Annotated in this window: 16 protein-coding genes; 5 read left to right on the top strand and 11 right to left on the bottom strand. The window is 61.7% G+C overall.

Features of this window, described 5'->3' with window-relative positions; translation table 11 throughout:
• The 3 genes from deoC to HQ843_RS11280 are packed head-to-tail and all read left to right on the top strand — an operon-like array spanning position 1 to position 2,669.
• Entirely contained in the window at positions 1-777 is a 777-nt protein-coding gene (deoC, locus tag HQ843_RS11290) for a deoxyribose-phosphate aldolase (RefSeq protein WP_180898222.1), read from the top strand.
• Positions 778-780: 3 nt separating this feature from the next.
• Positions 781-2,109 carry a thymidine phosphorylase gene (gene deoA, locus HQ843_RS11285; protein WP_180898223.1) on the top strand — a complete coding sequence of 443 codons (1,329 nt, stop codon included), beginning with the start codon at positions 781-783 and terminating at the stop codon, positions 2,107-2,109.
• 35 nt (positions 2,110-2,144) lie between these two features.
• On the top strand, positions 2,145-2,669 hold the full coding sequence (locus tag HQ843_RS11280) for a hypothetical protein (RefSeq protein WP_180898224.1): 525 nt from the start codon (positions 2,145-2,147) through the stop codon (positions 2,667-2,669).
• 5 nt (positions 2,670-2,674) lie between these two features.
• Here HQ843_RS11280 and HQ843_RS11275 read toward each other — a convergent pair whose 3' ends face one another.
• From HQ843_RS11275 to purU, 6 genes are all read right to left on the bottom strand, one after another.
• Complete coding sequence (locus HQ843_RS11275) at positions 2,675-2,947, bottom strand: usg protein (RefSeq protein WP_180898225.1); 273 nt, start codon at positions 2,945-2,947, stop codon at positions 2,675-2,677.
• 127 nt (positions 2,948-3,074) lie between these two features.
• Positions 3,075-3,893, bottom strand: coding sequence for an aldo/keto reductase (locus tag HQ843_RS11270; RefSeq protein ID WP_180898226.1), 819 nt, complete (start codon positions 3,891-3,893; stop codon positions 3,075-3,077).
• A 69-nt stretch (positions 3,894-3,962) separates the two neighbouring features.
• Positions 3,963-4,385 (bottom strand): hypothetical protein, encoded by a 423-nt coding sequence (locus HQ843_RS11265; RefSeq protein ID WP_180903484.1) that lies wholly within the window; start codon positions 4,383-4,385, stop codon positions 3,963-3,965.
• On the bottom strand, positions 4,386-4,715 hold the full coding sequence (locus HQ843_RS11260; RefSeq protein WP_180898228.1) for a DUF883 family protein: 330 nt from the start codon (positions 4,713-4,715) through the stop codon (positions 4,386-4,388).
• An 87-nt stretch (positions 4,716-4,802) separates the two neighbouring features.
• Positions 4,803-5,009, bottom strand: coding sequence for a hypothetical protein (locus HQ843_RS11255; protein WP_180898229.1), 207 nt, complete (start codon positions 5,007-5,009; stop codon positions 4,803-4,805).
• A 530-nt stretch (positions 5,010-5,539) separates the two neighbouring features.
• A complete protein-coding gene (gene purU, locus HQ843_RS11250) occupies positions 5,540-6,424 on the bottom strand; it encodes a formyltetrahydrofolate deformylase (protein WP_180898230.1) in 885 nt (294 codons plus the stop codon).
• Between the two features lie 323 nt (positions 6,425-6,747).
• Here purU and HQ843_RS11245 point away from each other — a divergent pair, with 323 nt between their 5' ends.
• Entirely contained in the window at positions 6,748-7,848 is a 1,101-nt protein-coding gene (locus HQ843_RS11245; RefSeq protein WP_246710347.1) for a glycoside hydrolase family 5 protein, read from the top strand.
• A 3-nt stretch (positions 7,849-7,851) separates the two neighbouring features.
• Here the strand turns inward: HQ843_RS11245 and epmA are convergent, their stop codons facing one another.
• Positions 7,852-8,922 (bottom strand): EF-P lysine aminoacylase EpmA, encoded by a 1,071-nt coding sequence (gene epmA, locus HQ843_RS11240; RefSeq protein ID WP_180898231.1) that lies wholly within the window; start codon positions 8,920-8,922, stop codon positions 7,852-7,854.
• 133 nt (positions 8,923-9,055) lie between these two features.
• Here epmA and efp point away from each other — a divergent pair, with 133 nt between their 5' ends.
• Entirely contained in the window at positions 9,056-9,625 is a 570-nt protein-coding gene (gene efp, locus HQ843_RS11235) for an elongation factor P (RefSeq protein ID WP_180898232.1), read from the top strand.
• A gap of 347 nt (positions 9,626-9,972) precedes the next feature.
• Here efp and hisG read toward each other — a convergent pair whose 3' ends face one another.
• From hisG to HQ843_RS11215, 4 genes are all read right to left on the bottom strand, one after another.
• On the bottom strand, positions 9,973-10,662 hold the full coding sequence (gene hisG, locus HQ843_RS11230; RefSeq protein WP_180898233.1) for an ATP phosphoribosyltransferase: 690 nt from the start codon (positions 10,660-10,662) through the stop codon (positions 9,973-9,975).
• The gene (locus HQ843_RS11225; protein ID WP_180898234.1) at positions 10,659-11,798 is read right to left on the bottom strand and encodes an ATP phosphoribosyltransferase regulatory subunit; all 1,140 of its coding nucleotides are present in this window, start codon (positions 11,796-11,798) and stop codon (positions 10,659-10,661) included. The genes hisG and HQ843_RS11225 overlap by 4 nt, the downstream gene beginning before the upstream one ends.
• A gap of 78 nt (positions 11,799-11,876) precedes the next feature.
• Entirely contained in the window at positions 11,877-12,239 is a 363-nt protein-coding gene (locus tag HQ843_RS11220; protein ID WP_180898235.1) for a VOC family protein, read from the bottom strand.
• An 18-nt stretch (positions 12,240-12,257) separates the two neighbouring features.
• Positions 12,258-13,628 (bottom strand): aspartate aminotransferase family protein, encoded by a 1,371-nt coding sequence (locus HQ843_RS11215; protein WP_180898236.1) that lies wholly within the window; start codon positions 13,626-13,628, stop codon positions 12,258-12,260.
• Positions 13,629-13,997: the final 369 nt, after the last annotated feature.

Genomic DNA, 13,997 nt, shown 5'->3' with positions numbered 1-13,997 from the left:
ATGAAACACCACACGATTCAGGAGGCCGCATCGGTCTCGCTTTCGCTGCTTGACCTGACCAATCTCAACGATGATTGCACCGACAGGGATATCGAGACGCTGCTGGAGCGCGCCCACACGACCTACGGCACCCCGGCGGCGATCTGCATCTGGCCGCGTTTCGTCAGCCTTGCCCGGCAGATGCTCGGCCCCGACCACCTGATCCGGATCGCGACCGTGGTGAATTTCCCCGCAGGCGACATGTCGATCTCGGCCGTGGAAGCGGAGACCGAACAGGCGATCCGCGATGGCGCCGACGAAATCGACCTTGTGATCCCCTATGCCAAGCTGAAGGCCGGCAATGAATGGGCCGTCAGCGAGATGGTGCGGGCCGTGCGCTTTCTCTGCCGCGAACCGGTGACGCTGAAGGTCATTCTGGAAACAGGCGAGCTTGGCGATGCCGCCCTGATCCGCAAGGCTGCCGAACTGGCGATTGCAGAAGGCGCGGATTTCATCAAGACATCCACCGGCAAGGTCAAGATCAACGCCACGCTTGAAGCCGCCGACATCATGCTCGGCGTCATTCGTCAGGCGGGCCGCAAGGTCGGCATCAAGCCTTCCGGCGGCATCTCGTCGGTGCGCGACGCCCAGCTCTATCTGAGCCTTGCAGAAACCGTGATGGGCGAGGGCTGGGTGATGCCCACGACCTTCCGCTTCGGCGCGTCCGGACTTCTGAATGACATCCGGGCCGTGCTTGACGGCAAGCAGTCGGGTAGTGCCGCGGCCAGCGGTTACTGATACATGCTCGCCCAGGAGATCATCCGCAGGAAGCGCGACGGGCTGACGCTTTCGGGTGAGGACATCTCCGCCTTTATCGGCGCGCTCAGCGACGAGACGCTTTCCGAAGCGCAGGCCGCCGCCTTCGCCATGGCCGTTTTCTTTCGCGGCATGGACGAGGCAGAGACGGTGGCGCTGACGCTCGCCATGCGCGATTCCGGCCATGTGCTCACCTGGCCCGGCATCGACCGCCCGATCGCCGACAAGCATTCGACGGGCGGGATCGGCGACAATGTCTCGCTGATGCTCGCCCCGATCGCAGCCGGCGCCGGGCTTGCCGTGCCGATGATCTCGGGACGGGGGCTCGGCCCCTCCGGCGGCACGCTCGACAAGCTGGAATCGATACCGGGCTACTCGATCAGCCCCGACGAAACCGCGCTCCGCAGGGTCATCGGCCAAGCCGGATGCGCGATCATTGGCCAGACGGCGGAACTCGCGCCCGCCGACAAGCGGCTTTACGCAATCCGCGATGTCACGGCGACGGTCGAATCGATGCCGCTGATCGTCTCCTCGATCCTGTCGAAAAAGCTCGCCGCCGGGCTTCAGACGCTGGTGCTCGACGTGAAATTCGGCAATGGCGCGTTCATGTCCGATCCGGATGACGCAAAGGCCCTCGCCCGCCTTCTGGTGAAGGTCGCCAATGGCGCGGGACTGGCCACGACAGCGCTCGTCACCGACATGAACGAGCCGCTCGCCGATGCCGTCGGCAACGCGGTCGAGATCGAAAACGCGCTGTCATTCCTGCGCGGCGAAAAATCCGGAACGCGGCTTGAAACCGTGGTGCTCGCCTTCGCCGCCGAGATGATCGCGAATGCCGGACTTGCCGACGACCATGATCGCGCCCGCGCCATCGCTCGCGAAACGCTCGCAAGCGGCAAGGCGCTGGAAACCTTCGGCAGGGTGGTGGCAGGCCTTGGCGGCCCGGCGGATTTCGTCGAGCGGTGGGAGAGCTACCTTCCCAAAGCCGCGATGATCCGCGCGGTCGAAAGCCCCGCCTCCGGCTATCTTTCAACAATCGACGCCAGGGCGATCGGCATGAGCGTGGTGTCGCTTGGCGGCGGACGGAAGCGACCCGGCGACCGCATCGATCACAGCGTCGGCTATTCGGCGCTGAGGCCGCTCGGAACAAGGATCGAGGCCGGCGAACCGCTTGGCCTCGTGCATGCAGCCACTGAAGAAGACTGGCAGGCCGCCGCCGCGGCCCTGCTCAAGGCTATCGGTATCGCCGATCGCGCCCCGGCTGAACGGCCGCTGGTGCTCGACCGGGTCGACGGATCCGACAATCACCTGTAACCTCAGGAAACACGTTCCAGCGGAAGGTCTGTCAATTGTCACTCAAAGCCCTGCTCACCATTCTCGTCTTCGCCACTCCGGCGCTCGCCGACGAGCCGGCGCAGCCCGTTCGCGAAGTCATGGCCGTGACGGAGAACAATTGGGCGGCCGGTTCGGCGCAGTATGAGGCGCTGTTCTCCGAGGACCGTCTGTCCCGCCTGTTCAGCGCGGATTTCCAGATGCGCTATGCCGAGGCGATGGAGACGCCCTATGCGCAGGAAGCCGGTTCACCCTTCGACTATGATGTCGTGACCAACGCTCAGGATGGCTGCCCGCTCGAGAACGTCACGATTTCCCCGCCGAAGCCGGTGAACGACGTTTTCCATGTCACCGTGCGGTTCCAGGCCTTTTCCTGCATGGGCGAGGCGGCCGAGTACCAGACCTATTCGACCGCGCGCTTCTCGATGATTCAGGAGAATGGCGCAACGCGGATCGACGATATCGTCGCCATCAACCCCATCGGCCTGATGCTGTCTGCCAAGGAGCAGTTGCAGGCGGTGATCGATACCGGCGGGGAATGAGAAATTTAGTGGATCGTGAACTCCCCTGATACCTGCCGCCATTCACTGGGTCCGATCAGCCTCCTGTGGGCATAGCGGACGGAGTGCAGCGGCCCGTCGAGTTTTTCCTTCCAGAAGTCGAGAAACTTGTGCATCTCGGGGAAATCGGGGGCGAGGTCGTAGTCCTGCCAGACATAGGTCTGCAGCAGGCTTTCGAAATCCGGAAGGCGGTAGAGGATATGCGCGGTCGTAAGCCCGTAGCCGGCAAGCTGCAACTCGAAGTCCGAAGCACGTTTCATGGTCCACCTCATTGTCGTTGACAATATCAGAGGCTGACGTATTTTGCCGGCGGCCGCAATCCGGAAAATTGCGTTTTAATAAACAATTTCAGCATGTTGGCAGCGCATCATAGCGAGTGCTGCCAGTTCAGTCCCAGTCGGGCGCCCATTCCGGATCGATCATCCGCATGCCGGCGTCAAGCTCGCGAATGCGCACGACCTCTTCGCCGGAAAGCCGAATGGCGGCCGCATCCAGATTGGATTTCACCCGCTCGGGCCGGCTTGAGGTGGGGATCACCACATGGCCTTCCGCCATCAGGAAGGCGAGCGCGATTTCGCCCTCGCCGGTTTCATGGGCGTTTGCCACTTCCTTCAGGATCGGATTGCCGACGATCTTGCCCTGGGCCAGCGGCGAATAGGCCGTCAACGCGATATCGTGCTCCCGGCAATAGTCGGCCACGATCCCGTTCTGGTTGAACACGTGGCACTCGACCTGATTGGTGGAAATCTTGCGATCGCCGAGCAGGCGCGCGGCTTCCGCCAGCAGGGCGGTATTGAAATTGGACACGCCGATGCGCTTTGTCAGGCCTTCGTCGTAAACCGCGGCAAGCTCGCCGATATAATCCTCGAAGGCGGGCCCGTCGGGGCGGCCGGGCCAATGCAGAAGCAGAAGGTCGAGCTTGTCGAGCCGCAGCCGCGCCATGCTTTCCTCCACGCTCGGACGGAAGGCGCCCGGCCCGTAATTGTCGATCCAGACCTTGGTGGTGACGAAAATATCCGCCGGCGTGAAGCTCGAATCGGAAATCGCATTGCCCACCTGGCTTTCATTGTCATAGGCCTGGGCGGTGTCGATATGGCGGTAACCGGCTTCAAGCGCGGCCTTCACCATCTCATAGGCCTCATTGCCAGTCCGCTTCCAGGTGCCGAAACCCATCTGCGGTATGCCGTTGATCGTATTCATGGTCATGTGTCATTCCCGGCAGCGCAAAACGGCAAAGCGACGGGTCGCCCCGTCGCCTCGCTCGCATGTCCGCTGTCATTTTTTCTTCTGGTAGGCGCGCATCAGCACAAAGGCGAGCGCGGCGATCGATGCCATGCCGGTGATCGGTTTCTGGTTGATCATTGTCGGCACAAGCCCGGCGAGGCTCTGCAGCATATCCTCGGTCGCGTATTTCGCAGCCCGGAAGCGCCTTCGCTCCATCCGGTTCATCATAATCGCATAGGCCAGCACGAACAGCGCAAGCGCCAGCGAGGCAATGGCGATGGTCAGAGCGGCGCCGAGCGGCCCGAATTTCTCCGCAAGGTAGATGGCAAGCGCCGCCACGCCGCTGACGAAGGCGGCGAGGAACAGGAAGAACAGAACAACCGCGACAATCGCATTACGCCTGGCTGAACGCGCAACTATGCGGCCATCCACTGCCATGGCGGCCGCCACGAGTGATATGAGCCGATCCATCATCTAGCGCCGCGTCAGGAGCGCCATCAGAAATCCGAAACCGGCAGCCACCATGATCGACTGAAGCGGGCGGCTGCGGATATGATCCTCGACGTCTTCCTCGAAAGAAAGCGCTTCTTCACGGGCGCGGTCATAGGCGTCCTGTCCGCTCTTGACGGCATCGTCCCGAAATTTCTCGGCTTTGACGCGGGCTTCAGAGGCCTTCTGATTGCCAAGCGATCCGATCATCTTCGTGAGTTCGGAGATATCTCCGCGCAACTGGTCGATCTGAGCCTGAATGTCGGCTTCCGTCGCCTTGCCCGCCTGGGCTTCCGTCGATTTATTGGCTACCATTGTGAACTCCTGAGATTAAGCTACTTCCGTAACGTAACGCCCGAGCATGATCCTTGTTCCAGATCAAAGCAACCGGGAACCGGAAAATCAGCCGGCGAGGGCCTGATCCGGCCCCTTGCGATAAAAATTTTCCACATGGGCGCGGATGGCGTGGCGCAGTTCGTCCATCGTTTCGTAGAGACGGCCGTCGAGACCGTGCACGTGAAATTTCACCGCCACGAACTTCAACCGGCCGTTCTCGGGGACAACAATGCCGACGGACTGGCCGGCGAATTCAACCATTTGCTTTTTCATGAAATGCACCTCCGACCTTTGAAAACCGGTCGGCCTTTATGTTTTCAACCTGCGTATGCAGCCTAGCTCCTATGAAGCTGGGCATTTTACGGTGGGAAGCCGGAGCCGGCCTCCCGGTCAATGGATCAGGCAGCACTGCCTTTTGAACGACAGACGCAAAACAAGGCACAAATGAGATTTCGGCGCTGATTGGTTTTTGAAGTATCCATTTCGACAGGCATCGAACGCTTCCTCTCCTAATAGCGGCAAAAGCCGCTCTCCGGCTTCTGTGATAGCCAAAGGCGGCCACGAATACCAGAATTATATTTTATCGATAGTGGGGATATTCTTCAAATTCATGACACAATTGATGAAAAAATTAAAATTTATTTCTCAAGCGGTTGCACCAATGTGGTTCGCAATTCTCCGCTGGTTCATAGATAGCGCGGAGCAATCGCCGGACAAGGGACCGGCCGACAAAATTGACGGCTCGTCAATAAATACATCCCTTGGATGCAAAACGGATGAATCTCGCCTTGCAGGACAGGATTTTAGCCCATGCGCTCCGATGCGTAGGAGCCGGCCGATGGCGCGAATATCACCGTGCGGTTGCCGTTGATGAACACCCGGTGATGGATATGGGCGTGGATGGCGCGGGCCAGCACCAGCGCCTCGACGTCGCGCCCCAGCGCCACATAATCGTCCGGGCTCTGGGCATGGGTGATGCGCACCGTTTCCTGCTCGATGATCGGGCCCTCGTCGAGATCCGGCGTCACGTAGTGCGCGGTCGCGCCGATCAGCTTGACGCCGCGCTGATAGGCCTGCTTGTAGGGATTAGCGCCCTTGAAGGACGGCAGGAAGGAATGATGGATATTGATCACCCGGCCCGCCATCTTGCGGCAAAGCGTATCGGAAAGCACCTGCATATAGCGCGCCAGCACCACAAGCTCGGTATCGGTCTGGTCGATCAGTTCCATCAGCCGCGCCTCGGCCGTCGCCTTGGTATCCTTGTTCACCGGAATATGGAAGAACGGTATATCGTGGTTGACCACCAGCTTCTGGTAATCGAGATGGTTGGAGACCACGCCGACGATATCGATCGGCAGCGCTCCGATGCGCCAGCGATAGAGCAGGTCGTTGAGGCAATGACCGAATCGCGACACCATGATCAGCGTCTTGATCTTGTAGGAGCCGTCATGGAACTTGTAGTCCATCGAGAACGGCGCCGCGACCGCCTCGAAGCCTTGCATGAGACTTTCGAGACTGGCCCCGGTTTCGGAAATGAAACTGATGTGGATGAAGAAACGGCCGGTGTCCAGATCGTCATATTGCGAACTGTCGATGATATTGCAGCCTTCGGCGGCGAGATAGCCGGAAATCGCGGCAACGATGCCACGGGTGGAAGGGCAGGTCACCGTAAGCACATAGTTGTTCATAGCTGTTTTCCATTCCTTGAGCGCCGGCGCCATATCGTTTGCTGGCCGCAGCCGGTCATAAAAGCTTGCGGCAGCGCTTTCAACCGTCGGCTTGCCCGGCGCATCAGACTACGGGCGGAACCGTCGCGCTTTTGCGTTGACGACGCAAACAGGCCGATTGCCGCCACGGCGATGGCCTTGCGACAGGGATATTGCGAAAAAATGCCGGGTGCAAAACCAAAAAGGCCGTTTCCACCGTGCTTCAAACCGGAACGCACACTATATGACTGTTAATTTATCGCTGGTATCATGTGGGCAGTCTGCCCATGCCTGGAGATTTGTGAATGCGTCGTCTGAAAGGGTCTATGCCGTGCCGCAGCGCCTATATGAACCTCAGGAAGCTGCTTTTTACGGCGGCGGTTTCGCTGACCGCTCTCTCGGTCTCGGTTCAGGCCGGCATGGCGGCGGATTGTGAGATGAGCCTGCGCGGCATCAATGTCGCCGGCGCGGAGTTCGGCAAGCCGGGCGACCCTTACGGCGAGGGCTATATCTACCCCGCGAAGGAAACGATCGACTCGCTTGCAAACGACAAGTTCAACGCCATCCGCCTGCCGTTCCTGTGGGAACGGCTGCAGCCGCAGTTGAACGGGATCCTGGATTCCACCGAGCTTTCGCGCATTCAGGCGACGGTCGCGGACGCCCATGCGAACCAGATGGTGGTGATCCTCGATCCACACAATTACGCCCGCTATCGCGGCGAGGTGATCGGCAGCCCCAACGTGCCGGTCGCAGCCTTCGCCGATTTCTGGAAGCGCCTCAGCGCCGTGTTCGCCAATGACCAGGATGTCATCTTCGGCCTTATGAACGAGCCGCACGACATCGAGGCCGCGGACTGGCTGACGGCCGCCAACGCGGCGCTGAAGTCGATCCGCGATATCGGCGCCGGCAATCTCGTGCTCGTGCCCGGCACCGCCTGGTCCGGCGCCCATAGCTGGAGCCAGGATTTCTACGGCAACTCCAACGCCTCGGTGATGACCGGCGTGAACGACCCGGTCGACAATTTCGCCTTCGAGGTGCATCAATATGCCGATGACGATTTTTCCGGCAAAAGCGACAACTGCAATCAGATCGACAGTGCGGTGGGTGCGGTACAGAGCTTCACCGACTGGCTGAACAACAACAAGTATCAGGGCTTCCTCGGCGAGTTCGGCGCGACCGACCAGCTTGCCTGCCTCAGGGGCCTGAAACAGATGGTCGACATCGTCGAAAACAACTCCAAGGCCTGGATCGGCTGGGCCTATTGGGCAAGCGGCGACTGGTGGCCGAAGAACGCGCCGATGATCATCCAGCCGGATTTGCGCAATGGCGGCAAGGCCCAGCTGAGCGCATTGGAGCCGGTCCTGGACGACCCGAATACCACCCAGCTTGCCTGCAACGATCACTGAAGCCTACCCTCCCGCAACGGGAGCCCAGAGCACATCTTCAATGCGGCGGGCGCCGGTCGCCAGCATCGCCAGCCTGTCGAAGCCGAGCGCGATGCCGCTTGCCGGCGGCATGATCCGAAGAGCATCCAGAAAATCCTCGTCGATCGGATAGGTCTCGCCATAGATGCGCTGTTTTTCCGCCATGTCGGCGACAAAGCGTCGGCGCTGCTCGTCCGCATCGGTCAGTTCGCCGAAGCCATTGGCAAGTTCCACCCCGCAGACATAGAGCTCGAAACGCTCGCTGATCCTAGGATCGACGGTACTCTTGCGCGCAAGTGCGGCCTCGCAGGCAGGATAGGCATCGAGCACGGTGGCGGCGCCATGGCCAAGCGCCGGCTCGACCTTTTCCACCAGCACGCGCGAGAACATGTCCGACCAGCTGTCATCCGGGCCATGACGAAGACCCGCTTTCTGCATCCGAGCGGCAAGGGCGTCGCGGTCCCCCTCCCCGTCACGGCCGATGGTCGCCAGCAGATCGATCCCCGCATGGCGCGCGAAGGCGTCGGCGACGCTGACCCGCTCGACCGGAGCGAACGGATCGCAGGCCTTGCCGCGCCAGGAAAACATCGTCGTGCCCGCAGCCTTTGCCGCAAGCGCCAGCAACGCCTGGCAATCCGCAAACAACCGTTCATAGGGCGCATGGGCGCGATACCATTCCACCATGGTGAATTCGGGATGGTGCAGCGGGCCGCGTTCCCGATTGCGATAGACATGGGAAAAGCAGACCAGCCGCTCCTCGCCCGCCGCCAGCAGCTTCTTTGCGGTGAATTCCGGCGAGGTGTGGAGGTAGACCGGCCGTCCGCCGCCGTCATTGCCGATCATGGTGGCGGCAAAGGCATGGAGGTGGGTCTCGTTTCCGGGCGAAACCTGCAGCGCCGGCACATCCGCCTCGATGAAATCGGCTTCGGCAAACCAGACGCGCATGGCCGCCATCATCCTGTTGCGGGCCATCAGCGCCGGTCTGCGGTCGGCATGGCGGTCGGGCCGCCACCATCTGTCCTCGTCCGCATGTCTGCTGTCAGTCGGCTTGTTCATATGGCATCCGTGGGCTTGCTGCCGGTTTCAGGCGTTTGGCACTGGCAATCCGGGGCAATTTGCGTTAGTCCCGCTGTCACCAATTCACAAGGAATTGCGGCCAGCGGCCGCGCTGAGATAGCAAGGAAGTTTCATGGTCAAGGTCATCGCCTCGTCGCTGCGCAAGGGGAATGTCGTCGATGTCGACAGCAAGCTCTATGTCGTGCTCACCGCCCAGAATTTTCACCCCGGCAAGGGCACGCCCGTTACCCAGGTGGACATGCGCCGGATCGCCGACGGCGTCAAGGTTTCAGAGCGCTGGAAGACCACCGAACAGGTCGAGCGCGCCTTCGTCGAGGACAATGATCACACCTTCCTCTACGCCGATGGCGAGGGCTACCACTTCATGAACCCGGAGACATACGACCAGCTCACCATGAGCGTGGACGATGTCGGCGATGCCGCCGCCTATCTCTCCGAAGGCATGACGGTGATCCTGTCGATCCACGAGGGCGTGGCGATCGCCATCGAGCTGCCGCGCCAGGTGACGCTCGAAATCACCGAGACCGAGCCGGTGGTCAAGGGCCAGACCGCCTCGTCCTCCTACAAGCCGGCCATGCTCACCAACGGCGTTCGCACCATGGTGCCGCCGCATATCGACGCCGGCACCCGCGTGGTGATCCTCACCGAGGACGGCTCCTACGTCGAACGCGCCAAGAACTGAGCGATCTTCCGTTTCACGGACCTCTCAGCCCCTTGAGTGGCAGGGCAATCGCATACGGCTTTCCCGCAGAGCCCGCAAACATTCTCGCCCCGGAGGGGAGAGATGTCGCGACAGCGACAGTGAGGGGGGAATCTATCCCCTCGAACGCCCTCACATTTGGAAATGCTGCTCACTGCCCCTTTCGGGGCATCTCTCCCGCAAGCGGGCGAGAATATTGGGAGCAAGCCGCAAGGCCATACGCAGTTTTCCTGCCCTCAAGGGGGGAGATTGATGGCGGCACGGCCTTGGGGAAACCGGCGTCCGTAATGGTGAAACGGCCGGTTCCGATGCCTTGCCTTTGTCCGTCCTCACCCGCGCATTGCGGCAACGATCTCGGCGATCAGCGGATCGCCGTCATGCCCGCTCTTCTTCGCGCGCATGAAACAGGCCTCCGATTTCAGGATCAGCCCATCGGTCAGCACCTTCAGGTGGTTGGCCTTCAGCGTCGAACCGGTCGAGGTGATATCGACGATGATATCGGCCTGGCCGGCCATCGGTGCGCCCTCGGTGGCGCCGAGGCTTTCGACGATGCGATAGAGCTGGATGCCGTGGGTGGCGGTGAAGAACTGCTGCGTCAGCCGCCAGAATTTGGTGGCGATCGCCAGCCTTCGGCCATGGCGGCTGCGGAATTCGGCGGCGACATCATTGAGGTCGGCCATGGTATCGACGTCGAGCCAGATTTCCGGCACGGCGACCACGACATCGGCCTGACCGAAACCGAGGCGCGACACGATCTCGACACGGGCCTCGGCATTGGCGACATTCTCGCGCACGACATCCTCGCCGGTGACGCCGAAATCGACGGCGCCGCTGCCGACCTCGCGGGCAATCTCGGAGGCCGAGAGAAACGCGACCTCGATATCGCCGCGGCCTTCGATATGGCCGCGATAGGAGCGGGTATTGCCGTTGGTCGCGACCGCAAGGCCTGCCGCTCTCAACGCCTGTTCCGCGCCTTCCTTGATGCGCCCCTTGGAGGGCAGAGCGATCGTGACGGTCATCGGGTGCCCTCGCCTTGGTTGCCTGCCCGCTCGATCCGGTCGAGCCAGAGCGAAAACCCGACCGCCGGAATATGGCCGCTCGCGCCCAGCAGCGTCAGCAGCCGGTCATAGCGCCCGCCGCCGGCAAGCAGGCTACCGCGCAGGCTCTGTTCGCTGATCTCGAAGACAAGGCCGGTGTAGTAATCGAGCGGACGCCCGAAGGCGGCGCGATAGGTGATCTCGGCAACCGCAACGCCGCTTGCCGCTATCGCCTCGATCCGGCGTTCGAAGGCGGCGATCGCCGAACCGATATCGAGGCCGAATTTTTCCGCGAATGCGCCGAGCGCCACCGATGCCTGATCGAGGCCGATGTCAAGCGCCAGGAAACCCGTGAGCGCGTCCAGCGCCTCGGCGTCGAGGCTGGTGACCGACAGCGCCAGCTTTTCCTTCAGCCGCCGCGCGATTTCTTCCGGGCTGCGGCTGGCATTGGTGGAATAGCCGGTCGCCTGCATGGTCTCGTCGATATGGGCGATCAGCCCGGCCTCGTCGCCGTCGGCGAGAAAGCCCGCGACGCGCCGGTCAAGACCGCCGACCGGCTGCGGCCGGGCAAGGGCTGCAAGCAGCGCCTCGAGCCGCTTCTGATTGCCGAAAGCATGGATCAACCGCTTCTGCCAACCGCCCGGCAGGCCGAGCGCGCCGACGACCGCCTCGAACACGTTCTGGTCGCCAAGCGTGACCGCAAGCGGCACCTCCGGCAGGCAGTCGCGCAAGATACCGAGCGCATCGGCAATGGCGCGGGCATCGGCTTCGGCGAAATCGGCGCTGCCGAGATCCTCGATCCCGGCCTGAAAGAATTCGGACGCGCCGTCATCGCGCGCCTGACGGAACACCATGCCGCAATAGGCGTAGCGCTTCGGCGTGCCGGCGTTGTTCTCGATATGATGGGCGCAGACGGGAATGGTGAATTCCGGCCTCAGGCACAGGCTCTCGCCGGTCTCGCTCTCGGTCATGAAGATCCGGCGGCGCAGCGCCTCGCCGGCCATATCCAGAAAGGGCGCCGCGGGCTGGATGACCGGGATATCGGTCAGCGTCGTATCGCGCGCCGCAAGGGCTTCAAGGATGGTGCCGGCGCAATCCGGCAGGCTGGTGGACGGCATGGATGGACGGTCTCTTCTGTTCGCCGCAACCGATGACCATCCTTTGCGGCAAATGTCAACGATTGCGGGCCGAAAAGCTCAGGCCAAAGCCTGCATCAGTTCGATGCGGTTGCCGAACGGATCGTAGACATAGCTGCGCAAGAACCCTTCCAGCGGCTCGTCGGTCTTCACCTCGTAGCCGGCCTTCGCGACCCGCACTGCAAGCGCATCGACATCGTCAACGAGGATAGCCGGATGGGCCTTGCGGGCAGGGCGGAAGTCGTTCTCGACGCCGAGATGGATGCGCAGGCCATCCGCCTCGAACCAGCACCCGCCGCGCGGCTTCAGATTGTCGGGCTTTTCCACCTCGGGCATGCCGATAACATCCTGATAGAAGGCGCGCGCCCGATCCTCGCCGCCCGCCGGCATGGCAAGCTGCACATGATGGATCGCCTTCAGCATCGCGCCCTCCTTTCGCGCCTAGCCCAGTACGGTCGTCACCGCCTTCTTCGTCGCGGCCACGATCTGGTCGGCCTCGTCGCGCGTCAGGCAGAGCGGCGGGGCGTAGCCCAGAATATCGCCCTCCGGCATGGCGCGGGCGATCACGCCCTCGGAAATCAGCGCAGCGGCAAGGTTAGGTCCAACCTTTTCCGACGGATCGTAGAATGTGCGGCTCTCGCGATCCTTGACGAATTCGACGGCCATCAGCATGCCCTCGCCGCGAATATCGCCGATATGGGGATGATCGGAAAGCGCATCCTTCATGGCGGCGCGGAGATAAGCGCCGGTCTCGGCGGCGTTCTTCACCAGCCCCAGCTCATCGATCAGCTTCAGGTTGGCAACGCCCGCGGCAGCGCCGATCGGGTGGGCGGAATAGGTCCAGCCATGGCCGATCGGGCCGTTTTCATCCGTGCCCTGCTCCAGCACCTTCCACACCTTGTCGGAAACAATCGTGCCGGAGAGCGGCGCATAGGCCGAGGTCAACCCCTTGGCGATCGTGATCAGGTCGGGCTTCAGGCCATAGTGATCAGAGCCGAACATCGAGCCGAGCCGGCCAAAGCCGGTGACGACTTCGTCCGCGATCAGCAGGATATCGTGCTTTTCAAGCACCGCCGAAATCGCCTTCCAGTAGCCTTCCGGCGGCGGCACGATGCCGCCGGTGCCCAGCACCGGCTCGCCGATGAAGGCCGCGATCGTATCCGCGCCCTCGCGCTCGATCCGCATTTCCAGCTCGGAAACGCAATGGGCGACGAAATCGGCCTCGCTCATGGCAAGGTCGGGGCGGCGGTAATAATAGGGCGCGGTGGTGTGGAACACCCGCTCCAGCGGCAGGTCGAACTTCTTCTGGAAGCCGGCAAGACCGGTGAGCGACCCGGTCATCAGCCCGGAACCGTGATAGCCGCGCCAGCGCGAGATGATCTTCTTCTTCTCCGGGCGACCGAGAATATTGTTGTAGTACCAGACCAGCTTGATGTTGGTCTCGTTGGCATCAGACCCCGACAGGCCGAAATAGACCTTGGACATATGGTCCGGCGCGCGGTCGATTACCATCTTCGCCAGGGTGATCGAGGCCTCCGTGCCGTGGCCCGCATAGGCGTGATAATAGGCAAGCTCCTTGGCCTGCTCGGCAATCGCCTCGATGATGCTTTCCTGTCCGTAGCCGACATTGACGCAATAGAGCCCGCCGAAGCCATCCAGCAGCTTCTTGCCATCACGATCCTCGATGAACACGCCCTTCGCCGTTTTCACGATCCGGCTCGGGCTCTCACCGCGCGCATGCTGGGCGAGATGGGTCGAGGGATGGAAGAAGTTCTCGCGGTCGAAACGGTCGAGCTGGTCGTTGGTGAGCATCTTGTCCTCGTGCTGCTGTGAAAGGGCTTGCGGGCCGGCTTGAAACGGTGTTGTATACAACATTGACAGAGAAAGCAAAGCGTAACATTCTGGACCTGAATATCGAGAGGCCTCCCCTCCTCTTCTGCGTCATCCTCGGGCTTGACCCGAGGATCCAACCACCTATGCCGCGAGCGGCGCTTGCGGTTGAAATAGCTAGAGGATGAAAGTCATGTGGGGCTTCCGCTCCTCCTGTCGCAGGGGATCGTGATTAGATCCTCGGGTCAAGCCCGAGGATGACGCCGAGAGAAACGGAGAGTGTATTCTAGCTGCCAGTCAACCACAGCGGCAACGCTCTCTACGACGTTGTGCACAACAAAGACGAGGCAA

Origin of the sequence: Martelella sp. NC20 (assembly GCF_013459645.1) — a bacterium.
In the GTDB taxonomy this organism is placed as follows: domain Bacteria; phylum Pseudomonadota; class Alphaproteobacteria; order Rhizobiales; family Rhizobiaceae; genus Martelella.
Note: the sequence above shows the minus strand (reverse complement) of the source record. Positions and strands in the feature narration are given on the sequence as shown.